The sequence below is a fragment of the Caulobacter sp. AP07 genome (assembly GCF_000281955.1).
Classification (GTDB): Bacteria; Pseudomonadota; Alphaproteobacteria; order Caulobacterales; family Caulobacteraceae; genus Caulobacter.
The window spans coordinates 1-18,858 of sequence record NZ_AKKF01000028.1; the positions used below are offsets into that span (position 1 = coordinate 1).

Here is an 18,858-nt window from a genome sequence, read left to right on the forward strand (position 1 = left end):
GGCGGCCGGCAAGCCGCTGTCCTGGTTGTACCAGGTGGCGTCCAGCTGCATCACGGCGTGGATGTTGGCGCTGAAGGCGCCGTCGCCCGAGGCGATGCTCGGCTTGCCGCCGGCGATGCTGACCGTGGTGGCGGCCTGGGCGGTGCGGACGTCCTTGAGGCTGGCGGCGGTCGCGGCCTTGAGGTCGGCGATCTGGCCGGACAGGGCCTCAAGCTGGGCCTCCAGGGCCTCGATGCGGGCCTGCTGCTGCTCGGGCGTCTGGGCGGCCCCTGAGGTGCTTTGGGCATGGGCCGCGCCGGTCATGACGAAGAGCGATGCGCCTCCGATCAGGACGGCGCGCAGGGCGGTATTGGCTTTGATCATGGTCTTCCCCTCTCGGCGGCCTTGGCCGGCGCCGATGTTGATTAGGAAAAAAGAACATTATTCCTACCCGTTAAATGGAGATTAGGGCGGGAGGCTTTGAGTTTTCCTTCAGGCTGTGGCCGATGATCGCATAGAGCCTTGGAATCCAAACGAAAAAGGCCCGCGCCGAGGCGCGGGCCTTGTCGATCGTCGTTCTTTTCAGCGGCCTTCACAGGCCCCTGGGGGGCCGGAAGGGCGGCGGTCGGGATCCTAGAACATCGCCCGGCCGGTGAGCTTCACGTTGTAGCGCTTCTGCTTCTTGGCGGACTCGGCGTTGGCTTCCAGCGCCAGGTAGGACATCGGCGTGCCGGCCCGGATGGCGAAGCCCAGGGTCATGGCGCCTTCCTTGTCGTTGAGGGCCGCCAGGGTGAAGGGCGTGCCGCCGACGAAGTTGGCGACCGTGTCGCCGATGTCGCCCGCCAGGGTCTTGCGATAGCCGACCCGCACTTCGGGACGCCACCAGACGGTCTGGCCCAGGTCGGCGCCGAAGGCCACGCCCGCGTCGGCGGTGAGGCTGTCGGACGTCCGCCGCTTGACCACCTGGTCGAAGCCCGCGCCGCCGCCGCTTTCCTTGCGCTCGCCTTCGCGCAGCCACAGGTAGTCGAGCCGCGCTTCCGGCCGGACGAAATAGCGGCCGAGCTTGGCCTCGTAGGCGGTTCCGGCGAAGGCGTTGAACGTCGCGCCGGTCCACTTGGCGTGGTTCTTCCGCGTCACGTCGACGACGCCGTCCTTGTTGGCGTCGCCGGAATAGAACACGCGGTCGCCGGTGTACCAGCCGTAGCCGCCGCCGCCGCCGGCGTTCAGCCGCCAGCCGCCGATCGACCGGCGCCAGTAGCCGCCCAGCTGGACGAAGTTGCCGGTGGTCTGCTCGCCCACCTTGGCGGCGATGTCGTGTTCCTCGACGCTGACATAGGCCAGGGTCAGGCCCAGCGCGCCGCCAGCGTCGCCCATGGCTTCATAGCCGCCGACGAAGCCGAAGGCCTGGGTGTCCGAACCCATGGTGTCGGCGGTGTCGCGGCGGACCAGGGTGTTGATTTCCTGGATCCAGACGCTGTCGGGGCCGTAGCGGTCGCCCGGGTCGGGGCGATAGGCGGTCGCCGCCGAGATCGCCTGGTTGGCGTTCTGCAGCGCCGCGAAGAAGCCCTCGCCCTGGTCGGGCATCATCTGGTCGTAATAGCCCAGGAAGCCGTCCTTGGTGGTCTGGCCGAGGAAGGCGTTGGCCAGGGTGGTGTCCTTGCCCAGGGCGGCGAACACCGCGTCATAGGCGCCGCCCTGCGACGTGTTCATGCCGATCTCGGCGGCCGAGCGGCGGCGCACGTCGAGATACAGGTTGTTGGCGTCGGTCCGGCTGCTGGCCACGTACATGTAGGGCGTGCCGCCCAGCAGGTCCTGGTTGATCGTGCCGGCCGTCAGGCTGGCGCCGGTGATGACGGTGTAGCTGGTCGGCGCCGACAGCAGGCTTTTCAGCTGCAGGCCCACCTGGGCGCCGGAGGCGATGTTGACCGCGCCGGAGGCGATGATGCGGGTGTTGCCGCCCGCGCCGTTGTTGGCCGAGGGGTCGGCGGTGAACAGGATCTTGCTGTCCGCGCCCAGGTTCACGCTGGTGACGTTGATGGTCTCGACGTTGGTCAGGCCCAGGGAGCCCTTGGCGACGTTGATCGCCAACTGACCGTCCGAATCGCGCAGGGCGCCGATCACGCTGGCGCCGCCGCCGATGTTCAGGGTGTCGGCTCCGGCGCCGAACGAGATCCCGCCGAGCACCGAGCCGCTCTGGATGTTGAAGGTGTCCGCGCCCGAGCCGAAGCGGACGTCGCCGAAGATCAGCGGCACGCCCGAGGTCGTCGTGGCCGAGGCCGACGTCACCGTATCGCCGCTGGGGAAGGTGGTCGTGGTGGTGGTCGAGGTCGGGGCGACCTGGTTCACCGTGACGCCGGCCGTCGCGGCGCTGAGGTCCAGGGCGATGGCCGTGCCGGTGGCGACCGCGGCGGTGGCGGGCGCGGTGCCGTCCGCCTTCACGGTCGGGGCCGCGACCCGGGCGATGATCTGGCCGCTGTTGGTGACGTTGGTCAGCGTGCCGGCTGCGTCGAGGATCCCGATCGCGTTGCCGGTTTCGCCGCTGCGGGTCACCTGGATGGAGCCGCTGTTGTTCAGGCTGGTCGCGCTGGCGCCGGCGTTGATCACGACGCCGCGCGCGTCGCCGGTGTTGGTCGAGCCGGCATAGGACGCGCTGGTCGAAGTGATCTGGCCGCGGTTCCAGATCGACGGCGCCTGGGCGCCGGCCGTCAGGTTGACGCCCGTGGCGTTGGCGTCCCGCGAACTGGCGGCGACGCCGCTGTCGAAGCGGGCCCCGCCGGCCAGGGTCGTGGCCTGGCCCGTCGCGCCGCCGATCTGCACGGCGGTCGCCGCGACCTTGTCATAGACGCCGCTGGCCGAAATGCTGCCCTTGGACACCAGGCCGTAGGCGTTGTCGGCCGTGCCGACCGCGCCGATCGTCACCGCCTGGGTGTCGGAGCCGATCAGCAGGGCGGGCGCGCCGCCGAAGGTGCTGATCGACGCCGTCGGCGTCGTCGACGAGGTGATGGTGGTGGTCGTCGTGGTCCCGGCCGCGCCGTCGACGACGGTCGAGAAGGTCGGTCCGTTCAGAAGGACGCCGCCGGTGACGTTGCCGCCGATCCGCACGGCCGGTCCGCCCTGCAGGAGATCGTCCGCGTCGAGCTTGGCGACCGCGGTTTCGGCGGGACGCGTCACGTAGCGATAGCCGGTCGTGGACACCGAGCCCTGAAGGGCGAAGGCGCCGGTCACGTTGGCGTCGACCGCCACGCCCGTGGCGTTCAGGCCCGTGACGGCGACCGAGCCGCCCTGGACGATATTGCCGGTCACGGGCCCGGCGACATGGACGCCGTAGCTGTTGTCGCCGGTGACGGTGATCGCGCCCTTGCTGGTCAGGTTGCCGACCAGGCCGGTTTCCAGCGAGATGCCGGCCGAGTTGTTGCCCTCGATGGTGATCGAGCCGGCGGCGTCATTGATGATGTCGCCGGTGAAGACGCCAGGGCCGATCAGGCGGACGCCGTAGCGGTTGGTCCCTTTGGCGAACGGACCGTCGAGGTCGCCGTCGGGCGCGGCCGCGCCGGCCGCGTTCTTGTCGTCGTCGGTGGGGGTGTAGTCCTCGGTCAGGCTGATCGCGAGCGAGTTGGTCACCGTGCCGGTATTGCCGCCGACGATCAGGATGCCGGTCGAGTTGTCGACCCCCACCGTCGCCAGGGTGCCGGCGTTGGTCACCTTGTTGTTGCTGTTGAGCGTGACGATCGCGCCGGCGCCGGTCGGCTTGATCGAGCCGGCGGCGTCGATCTTGATGTCGTCGCGGCCGGTCGCCGTCGCGGTCGCCGTGGCGACCGGCGTCGTGGTGGCCGTGTTGATGACCGTCTCAGCATAAGCGCCGAACGCCATGGCCAGGAGAGGAGCGGTTGCGACTGTCGCGACCAGGACCTTGCGCTGCATTACGAACGACACCTCGGAGAAAAACCCAGACCCCAGATTGCGGCACGTTGCGGCGAAATTGCGGTGGTTTCCGCTAACGACGTGCTTCCAGGCGTTTGACGGTCTATCGCAAGCCTTGCCGGGGCGCCATATCTGGTTCGCCGAATCCCTCCTTCCGCAGAAATCGAGCCTGCCGCATGCCGATGGCCTCGCCCTTACCGCAGACCCGTTCGGACGGGTCCGGCGCCACGCCGGTCGGCGTGTGGGCGGCGGTGCTGGTTGGCCCGGGGGCCTTGCTGGCCTTGGCCTTGGTGGGCGGAGCCAATCCGGTCGCGGCGATTCCCGTCGCCCTGGCCAGCGGCGCGGCGGGCCTGCTGCTGGCGCGCCGGGCGCTGCGCAAACCCGATCGCTGGACCGCCCCGGCCCCGGTCCCGGCGACGGTCGACCAGCCGCCGCCCTTCGCCCTGATTCTCGAAACCCTGCCCGACCCGCTGATGGTCATCGCCGCCGAGGAAGCCGACGACCTGACCGGCCGGCGCTTCGTCTTCGCCAACGCCGCGGCGCGGGAGCTGTTCAAGCTGCAGCCGCGCGGCGGGCTGCTGGTCTCGGCGATGCGCAATCCGCAGGTGCTGGAGGCGGTGGACGAAAGCCTGTTCGGCGGTCTGCGGCGCTCGACCGACTATGTCAGCGGCGGGGCCCAGGGCCGCGAGTGGGTGGCGCACAGCGCCCCGTTGGGCGTGGACGCGCGCGGCTCGCGCCTGGCGCTGCTGGTGCTCAGCGACGAGACCGACACCCGGCGCAGCGAGCGGACCCGGGCCGATTTCCTGGCCAACGCCAGCCATGAGCTGCGCACGCCCCTGGCCTCGCTGTCGGGCTTCATCGAGACCCTGCGCGGCCACGCCAAGGACGACGTCGGGGCCCGCGACAAGTTCCTGGGCATCATGCAGGCCCAGGCCGAGCGGATGGCGCGGCTGATCGACGACCTGATGAGCCTGTCGCGGATCGAGCTCAACGAGCATATTCCGCCGCTGGGCCAGGTGGATCTGGTCATGGCCACAATCGACGTGCTGGACGCCCTGGCGCCCCAGGCCAAGGACAAGGCGGTGGCTTTCGACCCCATCCTGCCGCCGCGAGGCGCGGCCATGGTCGAGGGCGACCGCGACCAGATCGTCCAGGTGATCCAGAACCTGGTCGACAACGCCATGAAATATACCCCGCGCGACGGCGTGGTGCGGGTCGAGATCTTTTCCGGGCTGACGGCCGACATGGCCGCCGCGCCGCGCGACCCGGCCGCGGCCCGGATGTCGCTGCTGACCCCGGACCATGCCCTCGAAGAGCGCTATGCCTCCTTCCGGGTCACCGACAAGGGGCCCGGCATGGCGCGCGAGCACCTGCCGCGCCTGACCGAGCGGTTCTACCGCGTCGAGGGCCAGAAGAGCGGCGAGCGGTCGGGCACGGGCCTTGGCCTGGCGATCGTCAAGCACATCATGAACCGCCATCGCGGCGGACTCTGCGTCGAGAGCGTGCAGGGCGAAGGCGCGACGTTCGGGGTCTATTTCCCGATGGCCAAGGCGGTCCAGGGGCCGTCGGCTTCGACGCCGGAGCCCGTGGGCCGGGCCTTGTCGTAAAACTGTCGTGAAAACGTCGCATAAGGTCAGCGCCCGCCCGGCATAGATCGGCACGGGCGGTACGGCGCGTTGTGCGCCGTCTCCGCATCCCTCGCGCAAGACCTCTTCACGCATGCTGACCTGGCTCTCGCTCCTCTTCCTGGCGCTGTTCTCCGGCGCGGCGTTCATGGCCGGCCGCGGCCGGGCGCTGAAGGCCGCTGGCGGCGCCACGGCCCGCCTCCATTCCCTGCCCAACTATTACGGGGCCTACGCCGCCCTGTGGGCCGGGGCTCCCGCCGCCCTGTTGCTGCTGCTCGGCGCCATGTTCGGCGGCCGGGTCGAGGACGCGGTGCTGCAGGCCCAGCGCCCCGCCGCCGTCTCGGCCCTGACGCCGGACCGCCAGAACGTGTTCTTCAGCGACGTCCAGGCCATCGCCTCGGGCCAGGCCGCCAGCGAGGTGGCCTATGACGGCGACCTGCGCGCCGCCTTCGACGCCAAGGTCGTCGAGGCGCGCAACATCGAGGGCATCGTCCGCTATTCCATCCTGGGCCTGGCCGGCCTGGTCGCCCTGGGCGGCTTCCTGCTGGTCATCCCCCGGGTCAATACCGAGTTCCGGGCCCGCAACCGGGTCGAGGGCTGGGTCTCCGGGCTGCTGATCGCCTGTTCGGTGGCCGCCGTGCTGACCACCCTCGGGATCGTGCTGTCGCTGATCTGGGAAAGCTGGCGCTTCTTCCAGAGCGTCTCGCCGATCGGCTTCCTGTTCGGCACCGAATGGGCCCCGCAGATCGCCATGCGCGCCGACCAGGTGGCCTCGTCGGGCGCCTTCGGGGCCGTGCCGCTGTTCGCCGGCACCTTCCTGGTGATGATGATCGCCATGCTGGTGGCCGCGCCGATCGGCCTCTACTCGGCGATCTACCTGTCGGAATACGCCAACCGCGGCCTGCGCTCGACCATCAAGCCGCTGCTCGAGATCCTGGCCGGCGTGCCGACCGTGGTCTACGGCTTCTTCGCCGCCCTGACCGTCGGCCCGCTGTTCCGCGCCTTCTTCAACGGCATCGGCGCTCAGCTGGCCGGCGGCCCGATGGACGGCCTGGCCCAGTACCTGATGCAAGTGCAGAACCAGATGGCCCTGGTGGCCGGGGTGGTGATGGGCATCATGCTGATCCCCTTCGTCTCCTCGCTGTCGGACGACATCATCAACGCCGTGCCGCAGAGCCTGCGCGACGGCAGCTACGCCATGGGCGCGACCAAGTCCGAGACCGTCAAGAAGGTGGTCCTGCCCGCCGCCCTGCCGGGGATCATGGCCGCCATGCTGCTGGCCATCTCCCGCGCCGTCGGCGAGACCATGATCGTCACCATGGCCGCCGGCCTGCAGGCCAAGCTGACCGCCAACCCGCTGGACACCGTCACCACCGTGACCGTCCAGATCGTCACCCTGCTGACCGGCGACCAGGAGTTCGACAGCCCCAAGACCCTGTCGGCCTTCGGCCTGGGCCTGACCCTGTTCGTGGTCACCCTGGGCCTCAACATCATCGCCCTGCGCATCGTCCAGAAGTACCGGGAACAATATGACTGACGCGGTTCTCAACCCCGGCGCCCCGGCCCCCAAGGCGGCCCCGCTCTCGGCGCGCGAAGCCCTGCTGAAGAAGCGTCACCGCTCGGAGATGTGGTTCCGCGTCCAGGGGATCGCGGCGATCGTCATCGCCATGATCTTCCTGGTGGTGCTGGTCGGCCGCATCGTCGTGCAGGGCTACTCGACCTTCGAGACCCACACCCTGACCGTGCCGGTCTACATCAACCCCGAGCGCGTCGACGTCACCGCGCTGGAGGGGGTGAACTACGACTACATCGTCGCCGAAGCCCTGATGAAGAAGCTGGGCGTGCAGGACGACGACCTGGGCACGACCTCCGCCAAGATCATGGACCTGACCTCGCGCGACTTCGGCTTCCAGTTGCTCAACAAGCTGAAGGCCGACAAGTCGCTGATCGGCAAGACCGTCGACGTCACCGGTTCGGTCAAGGCCGACGCCGACCTCTACTACAAGGGCGAGATCAAGCGCTCGACCGCCGAGGTCGACCGCAAGCTCGACAACCAGCAACTGGACTGGCTGGACAAGCTGCGGACCGACGGCACCGTCAAGGCCGGCTTCAACACCAAGTTCTTCAGCAACTCCGACTCCACCGAGCCCGAGCAGGCCGGCGTCTGGGGCGCGGTGGTCGGCTCGGCCATGATGCTGGTGATCACCGCCCTGATCGCCATCCCGGTCGGCGTGCTGGCGGCGGTCTATCTCGAGGAGTTCGCCCCCAAGAACCGCTGGACCGACATCATCGAGGTCAACATCAACAACCTCGCCGCCGTGCCGTCGATCGTCTACGGCCTGCTGGGCCTGGCCCTGTTCATCAACTGGCTGCACGTGCCGCGCGGCTCGCCGCTGGTCGGCGGCCTGGTGCTGGCCCTGATGGCCCTGCCGACCGTGATCATCGCCACCCGCTCGTCGCTGAAGGCTGTGCCGCCCTCGATCCGCGAAGCCGCCCTGGGCGTCGGCGCCTCCAAGGCCCAGACGGTGTTCCACCACGTGCTGCCGCTGGCCATGCCCGGCGTGATGACCGGCGCCATCCTGTCGCTGGCCCACGCCCTGGGCGAGACCGCGCCGCTGCTGATGATCGGCATGGTCGCCTTCGTGCCCGGCGCGCCGGAAAGCTTCACCAGCTCGGCCACCGTCCTGCCCGTGCAGGTGTTCATCTGGGAGAACGCCTCCGAGCGCGCCTTCCACGAGCGCACCGCCGCGGCGATCATCGTGCTGCTGGTCTTCATGATCGTCATGAACGCCGCCGCCGTGATCCTGCGCCGCCGCTTCGAACGCCGGTGGTAGACTGACCATGACCCGCAACCCCCTCGCCTTTCCCCTTTCCAAGGGCCACGCCATGCCGACCGAAAACCGCGACGACACGATCGCCGCTCATGCCCCGACCCTGGCCTCGGCGATCCCCGCCGGCCATGGTCACGTGACCACGAGCGAGTTCAAGATCCGGGCCCGCGACGTCAACGTCTTCTACGGCGAGAAACAGGCGCTGTTCGACGTCAGCCTCGACGTGCCGGCCAAGTCGGTCACCGCCTTCATCGGCCCGTCGGGCTGCGGCAAGTCGACCTTCCTGCGCTGCATCAACCGGATGAACGACACCATCCCGTCGGCGCGCGTGCAGGGCTCGATCGAGATCGACGGCGCCGACGTCAACGCCAAGAGCGTCGACCCGGTGGTGCTGCGCTCGCGGGTCGGCATGGTGTTCCAGAAGCCCAACCCGTTCCCCAAGACGATCTTCGAGAACGTCGCCTACGGTCCCAAGATCCACGGCCTGGCCACCGGCAAGGCCGAGCTGGAAGCCATCGTCGAGGCCAGCCTCAAGAAGGCCGGCCTGTGGAACGAGGTCGCCGATCGCCTGCACCAGGCCGGCACCGGCCTGTCGGGCGGTCAGCAGCAGCGCCTGGTCATCGCCCGCGCCATCGCCGTCTCGCCGGAAGTGATCCTGATGGACGAGCCCTGCTCGGCCCTCGACCCGATCGCCACCGCCAAGATCGAGGAGCTGATCGACGAACTGCGCAACCAGTTCTGCATCGTCATCGTCACCCACTCGATGGCCCAGGCCGCCCGCGTGTCGCAGAAGACCGCCTTCTTCCACCTGGGCAAGCTGGTCGAGAGCGGTCCGACCGAGGAGATGTTCACCAATCCTCGCGACACCCGCACCCAAGACTACATCACCGGCCGCTTCGGCTAACCGGTAGGACCCCGCCATGACCGAACATACCGTCAAATCCTACGGCGAAGAACTGAACCACCTCACGGCCGAGGTCACCCGCATGGGCGGCCTGGCCGAGGCCCAGGTCGCCGACGCCATCGAGTGCATCGCCCGCCGCGACGGCCCGCTGGCCCAGCAGGTAGTGGCCCGCGACGAGCGGCTCGACACCCTGCAGGCCGAGATCGAGCGCAAGGCGTTCAAGCTGATCGCCCTGCGCCAGCCGATGGCCGTGGACCTGCGCCACGCCGTCGCCGCCCTGAAGATCTCGATGAGCCTGGAACGCTGCGGCGACATGGCCAAGAACATCGGCAAGCGCGCGCTGATCCTCACCGAGGCCGACCCGATGACCGCCCTGACCCGCTCGATCGAGCGGATGGGCAAGCTGGTCCAGGGCCGGCTGAAGGACGTGCTCGACGCCTACACCGCCTCGGACCTGCAGCGCGCCATCGGCGTCTGGGGCCGCGACGAGGAGGTCGACGAGCACTACAACGCCATCTTCCGCGAACTGCTGACCTACATGATGGGCGATCCCCGGACGATCAATCCGTGCGCCCATCTGCTGTTCGTCGCCAAGAACCTCGAGCGCATCGGCGACCACGCCACCAACATCGCCGAGATCATCCATTTCGAGCTGACCGGCGAGGAGATCATCTCCCAGCGTCCCAAGCTCGAGCTGTCGAAGTAGAATAGAGGGCCAGCGCAAGTGACTCCGTACGTTCTGGTGGTCGAAGACGAAGACGCCCTGGCCACCCTGCTGCACTACAACCTCGACAAGGAAGGCTATGTCGTCGGCGTGGCCGGCGACGGCGAGGAAGCCTTGACCATGGCCTCCGAGCGCGCGCCCGACCTGGTGATCCTGGACTGGATGCTGCCCAAGGTCTCGGGCATCGAGGTCTGCCGCCGCCTGCGCGGTCGCTCCGAAACCCGCAACGTGCCGATCATCATGCTGACGGCGCGTGGCGAGGAGAGCGACCGTATCCGCGGCCTCGACACCGGGGCCGACGACTATGTGGTCAAGCCGTTCTCGATGATCGAGCTGACCGCCCGGGTCCGCGCCGTGCTGCGCCGCATCCGTCCGGGCCTGGCCGACGACCGCATCACGGTCGGCGACATCATCATCGACCGCGTCGCCCACCGCGTGAAGCGGCAGGGCAAGGAGGTCCACCTGGGCCCCACCGAGTTCCGCCTGCTCGACTACCTGATGCAGCATCCGGGCCGGGTGTTCAGCCGCGAACAGCTGCTGGACGCCGTCTGGGGCTCGGACGTCTATGTCGAGGCCCGGACCGTCGACGTCCACATCGGCCGCCTGCGCAAGGCGCTGAACGGCGACGTGGACGGCGATCCGATCCGCACCGTGCGTTCGGCGGGCTATTCGCTGGATCTCGACGCGGCGTAAGGCGCGGCGGGAGACGTCTCAAAGCTCGAGGCAGACCTTGCCGAAGTGCTTCTGGGATTCGTAGTACGCGAAGGCTGCGGCGATCTCCGGGAGCGGGAAACGGCGGTCGATCACCGGCTTCAAACGGTTGGCCTCGATCGCCCTGATCATGTCCTCCTGGTCCGCCCTGGCGCCGATCGAGATACCGCTGACGCGGATCTGGTTGGAGAACAGCGCCGGGATCGCCACCTCCGCCACGAAACCGGTCACGACGCCGATCAGGGCGATATGCCCGCCCGTTCGGCAGGCGGCTATCGACTGCGCCAAGGTGCCGGGGCCGCCGACCTCGATCACGTGGTCGACGCCGCGTCCGTCGGTCAGGTCCTTCGCCTTCTGGCCCCAGTCCGGCGTGGCCCGGTAGTTGACGACCTCGTCGGCGCCGAGCCGCTGGAGCTTTTCCAGCTTCTCCTCCGAGGAGGACGTCGCGATGACCCGCGCCCCGGCGGCCTTGGCGAATTGCAGCGCGAACAGCGACACGCCGCCCGTGCCGAGGATCAGCACCGTGTCGCCGGGCTTCACCCGGCCGCACACCACCAGGCCTCGCCAGGCGGTGACGCCCGCGCAGGTCAGGGTCGCCGCTTCCACGTGCGTGTAGCCCGCCGGCGCCTTGGTGAAGGCGCGCGCCGGCATGCAGGCGTACTCGCGGGCATAGCCGTCGACCGTCTCCCCGGGGATGACCCGCTTGGCGGCCGGCGTCGCTTCGCCGTCCGGCCAATCGGGATAGAAGGTGCTGACGACACGGTCTCCGACCTTGAACGCGTCGACGCCGTCCCCGACCGCGATCACCTCGCCCGCCCCGTCGGTCATCGGAACGCGGCCGTCGGCGCACGGTATCCTGCCCAGCGCCACCATGACGTCGTGGAAGTTCAATGAACTGGCCCGAATCCTGACCAGCACCTCACCCGGCTGGGGTTCGGGACGATCTTCCTCGGTCAGTTCGAGCCTGTCCAAGCCTCCCGGCGCGCTCAGCCTGATCAGCTTCATGAATATCCTTCTGGGGTGAATGACCCGGAGCGCGGGCGTCCGCGCCTGGTCGTCGCCGGGACGCCAGCCTCAGCCAGGGCCCCGAATGGAACGCGGCCATCAGCAGGTACATCAGGACCATTCCGCTCAGCGGCGACGCGTCCTGGGTGATCGAGCAGAGCATGTCCGACCGGTGGTCGCCGAGGATGCCGGTCCATAGCGCCATCGTCGCGAAGGTCGGCGCGGCCGCCAGGCCCAGCCAGTCGGCGGCGCGGGAATGAACCTTGCCCATGATCTGAATCCTCGCGGAGGGGAGGGGCGTCGGGCCGGGTCAATCCTTCCAGGCGGCCCGTCCGACTTCCGTCACCTCGGTCCATTTCTGGTCGGGCGCGGCGCCGTCGACATAGGAGTCGTGCCAGTTCCACCATTGATAGGGCGGCGTCTGCGGGTAGCCCCTGGGCGAATCCTCCCAGATCTCCTGGCGGCCCAGCGGCGTCGCGTCCAGGTAACTCCAGGTGGTCCCCATCGCCTCGTCGCCGCGGACATTGATGAAATAGGTGCGGAACATCCGGTCGCCGTCGCGGAAGAACACGTTGTGCCCGTGCCATTCGTCCACGCCGAAATCGGCGTCGAAGCCGTCGGTCAGGGTGTACCAGGGCATCTTCCAGCCCATCCGGGCCTTCAGGCCCGCGATGTCGGCCTGGGGCGCGCGGGAGACATAGGCCAGGGTGGTGTCGCGGGCGTTCAGGTGGGCCAGGTCGGCGACCTGGTCGGCCCCCAGCGAACAGCCGCGGCAGGCGTGGTCGGGCCAGCCGAACACGCCGGGCTCGAAGAACGCGCGGTAGACGACCAACTGGCGCCGGCCCTCGAACAGGTCGAGCAGGCTGGCCTTGCCCTGGGGGCCCTCGAATTCATACGGCTTGTCGACGGCCAGCCACGGCATCCTGCGGCGCTCGGCGGCCAAGGCGTCCCGGGCCCGCATCACGGCCTTCTCCTTCACCAGCAGCTGTTCGCGCGCGGCCTCCCAGGCCTCGCGCGTGACGATCGCCGGCCTATCTACCGTCGGGGCCCCGTTCTTCTGGTTGTTCGCGGATGATTTCGTCATGACTGTTGCGATCCTTGGGCTTCACGCGGACGCATGGCGTTGTGGCGGCTTGTCCGGCCACCGATCGCCGTCGTCGATGACGCGACATTGGCGCCGGACATCGAAGCGGTGGGAGTGACAAGTGTGACGGGATTTCGATGGACTCGCTGATCACCGCCGCGGCCCACGCCCTGGCGGCGGGCGACCCGCTGGGCGCCTTGAAGCGGGTCGCGTTGCGGGACGACGCTCCCGCCCTGGCGCTGCGAGGCATCGCCATGGCGCAGCTGGGCGATTTCGTTCGCGCCAAGACTTTGCTGCGGAGCGCCGCGCGCGCCTTCGGCTCCAGGGAGGCGGCGGCCCGCGCGCGATGCGTCGTGGCCGAGGCCGAGGTCGCCCTGGCGTCGCGCGACCTCAGCTGGCCGGTGAAGGCGCTCGACGCGGCGAGGGTCACCCTGGAGGAACACGGCGACCGGGTGAACGCGGCGCACGCGCGGTGTCTGGAGATTCGGCGGCTGATCCTGATCGGGCGGTTCGACGAGGCCGAGCATCGGCTCGCGACGCTTGATCCGACGCCGTTTCCGCCGGCCTTGAGGACCGCCCACGAGCTGGCGGTCGCGGGAATCGCGATGCGACGCCCGCGGACTCAGGCGGCGGAGGCCGCGCTGGCCAGGGCGGAGCACAGCGCGCGCCAGGCGGGGATCCCCGCGCTGATCGCGGAGGTCGAAGCCGCGCGTCTCGTCCTGAAGACCCCCGCGGCGCGTCTGATCGAGGGTGGCGAAGAGCGGCTTCTCCTCCTCGCCGACGTCGAGGCGTTGCAGACGTCGCGGGCGCTGGTCGTGGACGCCTGCCGCCATGTCGTGCGCGACCCGGACGCCACGGTTTCGCTGGCTCGCCGGCCGGTGCTGTTCGCCCTGGCGCGCGCCCTGGGCGAAGCCTGGCCCGGGGATGTGCCGAGGGAGGCGCTTGTCGCGCGGGCGTTCGGGGCTAGGCAGACCGACGAAACCCATCGCGCGCGGCTGCGCGTCGAGATCGGGCGGCTGCGCGCGGAGCTGGGCGCCCTGGCCGAGGTGACCGCGACCAAGCGGGGCTTCACGCTGGCGCCACGCCAGGCCGCGACGGTGGTCGTGCTGGCGCGGCCCGCCGACGAGCGGCACGCGGCGGTGCTCGCCTTCCTGTCCGACGGCGAAGCCTGGTCCAGCTCGGCCCTGGCGATCGCGCTCGACGCCGGCCAGCGCACCGTGCAGCGGGCGCTGGACTCTCTTGCGGCGGCCGGGAAGGTGCGGTCATTGGGTCGGGGGCGGGCGCGCCGCTGGACGACGCCGCCGGTCCTGGAATTGACGACAACCTTGTTACTCCCCACCCCGTTCGCGGGTCGTTAGGGTGCGGACATGCTTCGATCAGCCGCTGAAATCGTTCGCGAATATGGGCCCTTTCCGGGCGTCGACGAGGTGCACGGCGTCACGTTCGACGGCGAGCTCGTCTGGTTCGCGTCCGGAGAGAGGCTCAACGCCCTCGATCCGGCCAGCGGCAAGACCGTGCGCGCGCTCGACATCGTCGCGCATGCGGGAACCGCGTTCGACGGCGAGCACCTGTTCCAGCTGGCCGAAGACCGCATCCTGAAGATCGACCCGAAGACCGGCGAGGTGCGCGCCACGATCCCGGCGCCGGGCGGCGGCGGCGACTCGGGACTCGCCTGGGCCGAGGGGTCGCTGTGGGTGGGCCAGTACCGGGAGCGGAAGATCCACCAGATCGACCCTCGGACCGGGGCCATCCTGCGCACCGTCCAGTCCAACCGTTTCGTGACCGGGGTCACCTGGATCAACGGCGAGCTGTGGCATGGCGCCCAGGACGGCGACGAGATCGACGTGAGACATGTCGACGCCCAGACGGGAGAGGTCCTGGAGCGGCTCGAGATGCCGCCGGGGGTCTTTGTGTCGGGACTCGAGGCCGGCGGCGACGGCCAGTTCTTCTGCGGCGGTGGCGAGAGCGGCAAGGTCAGGGTGGTCAGGCGGGCCGGGAAGTCTCCGCCGGCCGCCGCCGCTAAGGTCGCCGGAGTCTAGGATCCGTCGGTCGGGGACATGCACCTGTGCATGTCCCCAGCAGTCCCCCGGACGCCCAACGCCTTGACCCCGCGCCGTCGCCGCGCGACATCCCAGACTCATGGAAAAGCTCACCATCCTCCTCGTCGGGTCCGGCGGTCGTGAACACGCCCTGGCCTGGAAGATCGCCCAGTCGCCGCTGTGCGGACGGCTGGTGGCCGCGCCGGGCAATCCGGGGATCGCCGCTATCGCCGAGCTGCGGGCCGTCAAGGTCACCGACGTCGAGGGTCTGGTGGCCCTGGCCCGGGAGATCGCCGCCGACCTGGTGGTGGTGGGGCCGGAATCGGCCCTGGAGGCCGGGCTGGCCGATCGGCTGGCCGAACTGAACATCCCCTGTTTCGGCGGCAGCGCCCAGGCGGCGCGGCTGGAGACCAGCAAGGCCTTCACCAAGGACTTCTGCGCCCGCCACGGCCTGCCGACGGCGGCCTATGGCGTGTTCACCGACGCCGCCTCGGCCGGCGCCTTCCTCGACACCCTGACCGCGCCGTTCGTGATCAAGGCCGACGGCCTGGCGGCGGGCAAGGGCGTGGTGATCGCGGCGGATCGCGCGGAAGCCGACGCCGCCGTGCTCGACATGTTGGGCGGCCGGTTCGGCTCGGCCGGGGCGCGGGTGGTGATCGAGGAGTTCATGCACGGCGAGGAGGCTTCGCTGTTCGCGATCTGCGACGGCGAGACGGCGGTCCTGTTCGGCGCCGCCCAGGACCACAAGCGGGCCTATGACGGCGACAAGGGCCCCAACACCGGCGGCATGGGCACCTATTCGCCGCCGCCCGTCCTGACCCAGGCCCTGATCGGCCAGGCCTGGCGCGAGCTGATCGAGCCCACCGTCAAGGGCATGGCCGCCGAGGGCCGCCCCTATGTGGGCGTGCTCTATGCCGGGCTGATGCTCACCGAGAGCGGCCCCAAGCTGGTGGAGTACAACGCTCGCTTCGGCGACCCCGAATGCCAGGTCCTGATGCTGCGCCTCGAGAGCGACCTCGTGCCGCTGCTGCTGGCCGCCGCCCAGGGCGCGCTGGCCGACGCCGCCCCGCCGGTCTGGCGCGAGGAGGCGGCGATCTGCGTGGTGCTGGCCGCCGAGGGCTATCCCGACGCGCCGGTGACCGGCGGCCTGATCAGCCAGGAACCCGACTTCGGCGGCGAGGCCGTGGTCTTCCACGCCGGCACGACGCTGGACGCCGAGGGCCGGCTGGTGGCGTCGGGTGGCCGGGTGCTCAATGTCTGCGCCCTGGGGGCGACGCTGCACGAAGCGCGGGACGTGGCCTATGCGGCGCTGGGCACGGTGTCGCTGGAGGGCGGGTTCTATCGCACCGACATCGGCTGGCGGGCGCTGCAGCACTACTGATGCGCGTTTGCGGCTGCGGCTGCGTCCGGGGACAGGCACATGTGCCTGTCCCCGTCCCGCGCACGGCGTCCATCGGTGCTTGCACCCCACGCCCCACGCTCTAAAGTCCCCCATTTAAACAAGCGTTGGGGAGATAGCGTGATGGCCGTGGCCGAACAGACCGCCCAGGACCTGAACTCGGGGACCAAGCCCGTCGATCCGCGCCACGCCATCGACGAGGCCAAGCTGGCCGCCTGGCTGGAGGCCAATGTCGAGGGCTATGCCGGTCCGCTGGAGGTCCGGCAGTTCAAGGGCGGCCAGTCGAACCCGACCTACCAGCTGGTCACGCCCGCCAAGAAGTACGTCCTGCGCCGCAAGCCGCCGGGCAAGCTGCTGCCCAGCGCCCACGCGGTGGACCGCGAGTTCAAGGTGATTTCGGGTCTGGGCAAGGCCAATTTCCCCGTCGCCAAGGCCTATGCCCTGTGCATGGACGAGGACGTGATCGGCACGATCTTCTACGTGATGGACAATGTCGAAGGCCGGATCCTGTGGGACGGCACCCTGCCCGAATACGCCCCGGCCGAGCGCAGGGCGATCTACGAGGCCGAGATCGAGACCTTGGCGGCCCTGCACAATGTCGACTACGCCGCCGTCGGCCTGGCCGACTATGGCAAGCCGGGCAATTACTTCACCCGCCAGATTGACCGCTGGACCAAGCAGTACAAGGCCAGCGAGACCAAGACGATCGAGGACATGGACCGGCTGATCGCCTTCCTGCCGGCCAGCGCCCCGGCCGACGACCAGACCTCGATCGTCCATGGCGACTACCGCCTGGACAACATGATCCTGCACCCCACCGAGCCGCGGGTGATCGCGGTGCTGGACTGGGAGCTGTCGACCCTGGGCAACCCGCTGGCCGACTTCAGCTACTTCCTGATGAACTGGGTGATGCCGTCGGACCAGCGCGGCGGCCTGGCCGAGATCAAGGACCTGACCGCCTACGGCGTGCCGACCATCGACGAGGCCGTGGCCCAGTACTGCAAGGCCACCGGCCGCGATGGCCTGCCGAACCTGGACTGGTACTTCAGCTACAACCTCTTCCGCCTGGCCGGGATCTGCCAGGGCATCGTCGGCCGGGTGCGCGACGGCACGGCGGCCAGCGCGCACGCGGAGCTGATGGAGGCCCGGGTGCCGGTGCTGGCGCGGGGGGCCTGGGAGTTCGCGAAGAAGGCGGGGGCCTGAGAATAAGGTCCTCCCCCTATGGGGGAGGCGGTCGCGAAGCGACCGGTGGGGGGAGTTGAGGCGGTTCAGTTCTGAGGGCGGCCGAAGTCGTATTCCTCCCCCCACCGTCGGCTGCGCCGACACCTCCCCCAGAGGGGGAGGACCTAGAGGCCGGCGTCGGCCAGCAACCGCCCCAACTCCCCTTCGTCCTCGAACCGCGCTCGCACCGGCCACGGCGTGACCTTGTCGCGCCAGGCCTGCGGCAGCCGCACCCAGTCCTTCTCGGTGGTCACCAGCCCAGCGCTGTAGCTCTGGGCCCGGTCCCACAGGAATTTCAGCGTCGTCTCGTCATAGCTCCCGTGGTCGGGATAGGGCGCGAAGTCGACCAGCTGGCAGCCGGCGGCCTTCAGGGCCCGCTCGACCTTCCACGGCTTGCCGATCCCCGCGAACCCGACCTGGCGGCCCTTGGGCGGCGGGGCGGCGGGCTCCAGGCGGGCGATCAGCACCGGGGTGTCGCCAAACAGCGCCAGCAATTCCGGATCGGCGGCCGGCAGGTCGTCCGGCAACAGCACCACCACCGCGTCGGTGCGGGCCAGACTGACCTTCAGAGGCTCGCGCATCGGCCCGGCGGGGAACACCTTGCCGTCGCCGAACGGCCACTCGTCCTCGCGGGTCTCGCCGTCGACCACCACCAGCGACAGCGTCTTGCGCAGGTCGGGATTCTGGTGGCCGTCGTCCATCACCACCACCTCGGCCCCATTGGCGGCGGCCTTGCGGGCCCCGGCCACCCGGTCGGCTGACACCCACATCGGAAAGTCCTGGGCCAGCATCAGCGGCTCGTCGCCGACGTCGCGGGCGGAGTGACGGGCCGGGTCGACCCGCAGCGGCCCCTTCAGCTTGCCGCCATAGCCGCGCGCCAGGCCGTGGGCGCGGCGGCCGCGCTGGGTGAGGTTGAGCAGCAGTTCGCGGACGACCGGCGTCTTGCCCACCCCGCCGACCGTGAAATTGCCGACGCAGATCACCGCGCAATCGGCGCCGCGCGGCTGGGTTCGGGCGATGCGCTTGGCGGTCTGGGCGGCCCAGATCCACGACAGCGGCGTCAGCAGGGCGCGGGTGACCGGGCTGGGCGCGCCGTCGCGGCGGTACCACCAGCGGGGCGTGGAGAGTTTCATGCCGAAGCCCCGGGCGGCAGCAGTTCCAGGATGCGGTCGAGTCCAGCCCGGGCCTCGGCGTCGCGGGCGGCGACGAAGGCCTGGGCGCGGACCGCCTGGGCCGCGAGGCGTTCCGGCTCGGTCAGCAGGGCGGCCAGGCGCTGGCCCAGCACCGAGCCGTCGGCGAAGGCCGCGCCGCCCACCGCCCGCAGGTCGGCATAGGCGGTCAGCCAGTTCTCGACATGCGGCCCCGAGACGATCGGGCAGTCCACGCGCGCCGGCTCCAGCGGGTTGTGGCCGCCG

The 18,858-nt window shown here is 69.7% G+C and carries 14 protein-coding genes and 2 pseudogenes; 10 read left to right on the forward strand and 6 right to left on the reverse strand.

Annotation, left to right across the window (positions count from 1 at the left end):
- Together PMI01_RS02425 and PMI01_RS02430 are read right to left on the reverse strand one after the other, a co-directional pair.
- Nucleotides 1-363, reverse strand: a pseudogene (locus PMI01_RS02425) (porin); the annotation flags it as partial.
- Between the two features lie 249 nt (nucleotides 364-612).
- The gene (locus PMI01_RS02430) at nucleotides 613-3,900 is read right to left on the reverse strand and encodes an autotransporter outer membrane beta-barrel domain-containing protein (protein ID WP_007662520.1); all 3,288 of its coding nucleotides are present in this window, start codon (nucleotides 3,898-3,900) and stop codon (nucleotides 613-615) included.
- 176 nt (nucleotides 3,901-4,076) lie between these two features.
- Between PMI01_RS02430 and PMI01_RS02435 the strand changes: the two genes are divergently transcribed.
- The 6 genes from PMI01_RS02435 to phoB all read left to right on the forward strand — a co-directional run bounded on the left by PMI01_RS02435 (nucleotide 4,077) and on the right by phoB (nucleotide 10,677).
- On the forward strand, nucleotides 4,077-5,507 hold the full coding sequence (locus PMI01_RS02435) for a sensor histidine kinase (protein ID WP_007662521.1): 1,431 nt from the start codon (nucleotides 4,077-4,079) through the stop codon (nucleotides 5,505-5,507).
- A gap of 112 nt (nucleotides 5,508-5,619) precedes the next feature.
- On the forward strand, nucleotides 5,620-7,062 hold the full coding sequence (gene pstC / locus PMI01_RS02440; protein WP_007662522.1) for a phosphate ABC transporter permease subunit PstC: 1,443 nt from the start codon (nucleotides 5,620-5,622) through the stop codon (nucleotides 7,060-7,062).
- Nucleotides 7,055-8,359 (forward strand): phosphate ABC transporter permease PstA, encoded by a 1,305-nt coding sequence (gene pstA / locus PMI01_RS02445; RefSeq protein WP_007662523.1) that lies wholly within the window; start codon nucleotides 7,055-7,057, stop codon nucleotides 8,357-8,359. Before pstC ends, pstA begins: the two co-directional genes overlap by 8 nt.
- A gap of 52 nt (nucleotides 8,360-8,411) precedes the next feature.
- A complete protein-coding gene (pstB, locus tag PMI01_RS02450) occupies nucleotides 8,412-9,260 on the forward strand; it encodes a phosphate ABC transporter ATP-binding protein PstB (RefSeq protein ID WP_085954825.1) in 849 nt (282 codons plus the stop codon).
- Between the two features lie 16 nt (nucleotides 9,261-9,276).
- A complete protein-coding gene (phoU, locus tag PMI01_RS02455; protein WP_007662525.1) occupies nucleotides 9,277-9,966 on the forward strand; it encodes a phosphate signaling complex protein PhoU in 690 nt (229 codons plus the stop codon).
- 18 nt (nucleotides 9,967-9,984) lie between these two features.
- On the forward strand, nucleotides 9,985-10,677 hold the full coding sequence (gene phoB, locus PMI01_RS02460; protein ID WP_007662526.1) for a phosphate regulon transcriptional regulator PhoB: 693 nt from the start codon (nucleotides 9,985-9,987) through the stop codon (nucleotides 10,675-10,677).
- Between the two features lie 18 nt (nucleotides 10,678-10,695).
- Here phoB and PMI01_RS02465 read toward each other — a convergent pair whose 3' ends face one another.
- Both PMI01_RS02465 and PMI01_RS02470 read right to left on the reverse strand, forming a co-directional pair.
- Nucleotides 10,696-11,700 (reverse strand): zinc-dependent alcohol dehydrogenase family protein, encoded by a 1,005-nt coding sequence (locus PMI01_RS02465; protein ID WP_007662530.1) that lies wholly within the window; start codon nucleotides 11,698-11,700, stop codon nucleotides 10,696-10,698.
- Between the two features lie 310 nt (nucleotides 11,701-12,010).
- Nucleotides 12,011-12,784: a DUF899 domain-containing protein gene (locus tag PMI01_RS02470; RefSeq protein WP_007662532.1), complete on the reverse strand. Its 774-nt coding sequence runs from the start codon at nucleotides 12,782-12,784 to the stop codon at nucleotides 12,011-12,013.
- Nucleotides 12,785-12,921: 137 nt separating this feature from the next.
- On the opposite strand from PMI01_RS02470, the gene PMI01_RS02475 reads away from it, so the two are divergent.
- The 4 genes from PMI01_RS02475 to PMI01_RS02490 all read left to right on the forward strand — a co-directional run bounded on the left by PMI01_RS02475 (nucleotide 12,922) and on the right by PMI01_RS02490 (nucleotide 17,425).
- Nucleotides 12,922-14,142, forward strand: coding sequence for a hypothetical protein (locus tag PMI01_RS02475; protein ID WP_007662533.1), 1,221 nt, complete (start codon nucleotides 12,922-12,924; stop codon nucleotides 14,140-14,142).
- Nucleotides 14,143-14,151: 9 nt separating this feature from the next.
- A complete protein-coding gene (locus tag PMI01_RS02480; protein WP_007662535.1) occupies nucleotides 14,152-14,823 on the forward strand; it encodes a Vgb family protein in 672 nt (223 codons plus the stop codon).
- 100 nt (nucleotides 14,824-14,923) lie between these two features.
- Nucleotides 14,924-16,204 (forward strand): phosphoribosylamine--glycine ligase, encoded by a 1,281-nt coding sequence (gene purD, locus PMI01_RS02485; protein WP_007662537.1) that lies wholly within the window; start codon nucleotides 14,924-14,926, stop codon nucleotides 16,202-16,204.
- Between the two features lie 138 nt (nucleotides 16,205-16,342).
- Nucleotides 16,343-17,425, forward strand: coding sequence for a phosphotransferase (locus PMI01_RS02490; protein ID WP_085954824.1), 1,083 nt, complete (start codon nucleotides 16,343-16,345; stop codon nucleotides 17,423-17,425).
- A 143-nt stretch (nucleotides 17,426-17,568) separates the two neighbouring features.
- Here the strand turns inward: PMI01_RS02490 and lpxK are convergent, their stop codons facing one another.
- Nucleotides 17,569-18,576 carry a tetraacyldisaccharide 4'-kinase gene (lpxK, locus tag PMI01_RS02495; protein ID WP_007662543.1) on the reverse strand — a complete coding sequence of 336 codons (1,008 nt, stop codon included), beginning with the start codon at nucleotides 18,574-18,576 and terminating at the stop codon, nucleotides 17,569-17,571.
- Nucleotides 18,573-18,858: pseudogene (locus tag PMI01_RS02500) on the reverse strand (3-deoxy-D-manno-octulosonic acid transferase); the annotation flags it as partial. The pseudogene PMI01_RS02500 and the gene lpxK, both read right to left, overlap by 4 nt.

What these genes read in the sequence shown, in the direction of transcription:
- PMI01_RS02430 (WP_007662520.1), bottom strand. Translation starts at nt 3,900, where the DNA reads ATGCAGCGCAAGGTCCTGGTCGCGACAGTCGCAACCGCTCCTCTCCTG.
- PMI01_RS02435 (WP_007662521.1), top strand. Translation starts at nt 4,077, where the DNA reads ATGCCGATGGCCTCGCCCTTACCGCAGACCCGTTCGGACGGGTCCGGC.
- pstC (WP_007662522.1), top strand. Translation starts at nt 5,620, where the DNA reads ATGCTGACCTGGCTCTCGCTCCTCTTCCTGGCGCTGTTCTCCGGCGCG.
- pstA (WP_007662523.1), top strand. Translation starts at nt 7,055, where the DNA reads ATGACTGACGCGGTTCTCAACCCCGGCGCCCCGGCCCCCAAGGCGGCC.
- pstB (WP_085954825.1), top strand. Translation starts at nt 8,412, where the DNA reads ATGCCGACCGAAAACCGCGACGACACGATCGCCGCTCATGCCCCGACC.
- phoU (WP_007662525.1), top strand. Translation starts at nt 9,277, where the DNA reads ATGACCGAACATACCGTCAAATCCTACGGCGAAGAACTGAACCACCTC.
- PMI01_RS02465 (WP_007662530.1), bottom strand. Translation starts at nt 11,700, where the DNA reads ATGAAGCTGATCAGGCTGAGCGCGCCGGGAGGCTTGGACAGGCTCGAA.
- PMI01_RS02470 (WP_007662532.1), bottom strand. Translation starts at nt 12,784, where the DNA reads ATGACGAAATCATCCGCGAACAACCAGAAGAACGGGGCCCCGACGGTA.
- PMI01_RS02475 (WP_007662533.1), top strand. Translation starts at nt 12,922, where the DNA reads ATGGACTCGCTGATCACCGCCGCGGCCCACGCCCTGGCGGCGGGCGAC.
- PMI01_RS02480 (WP_007662535.1), top strand. Translation starts at nt 14,152, where the DNA reads ATGCTTCGATCAGCCGCTGAAATCGTTCGCGAATATGGGCCCTTTCCG.
- purD (WP_007662537.1), top strand. Translation starts at nt 14,924, where the DNA reads ATGGAAAAGCTCACCATCCTCCTCGTCGGGTCCGGCGGTCGTGAACAC.
- lpxK (WP_007662543.1), bottom strand. Translation starts at nt 18,576, where the DNA reads ATGAAACTCTCCACGCCCCGCTGGTGGTACCGCCGCGACGGCGCGCCC.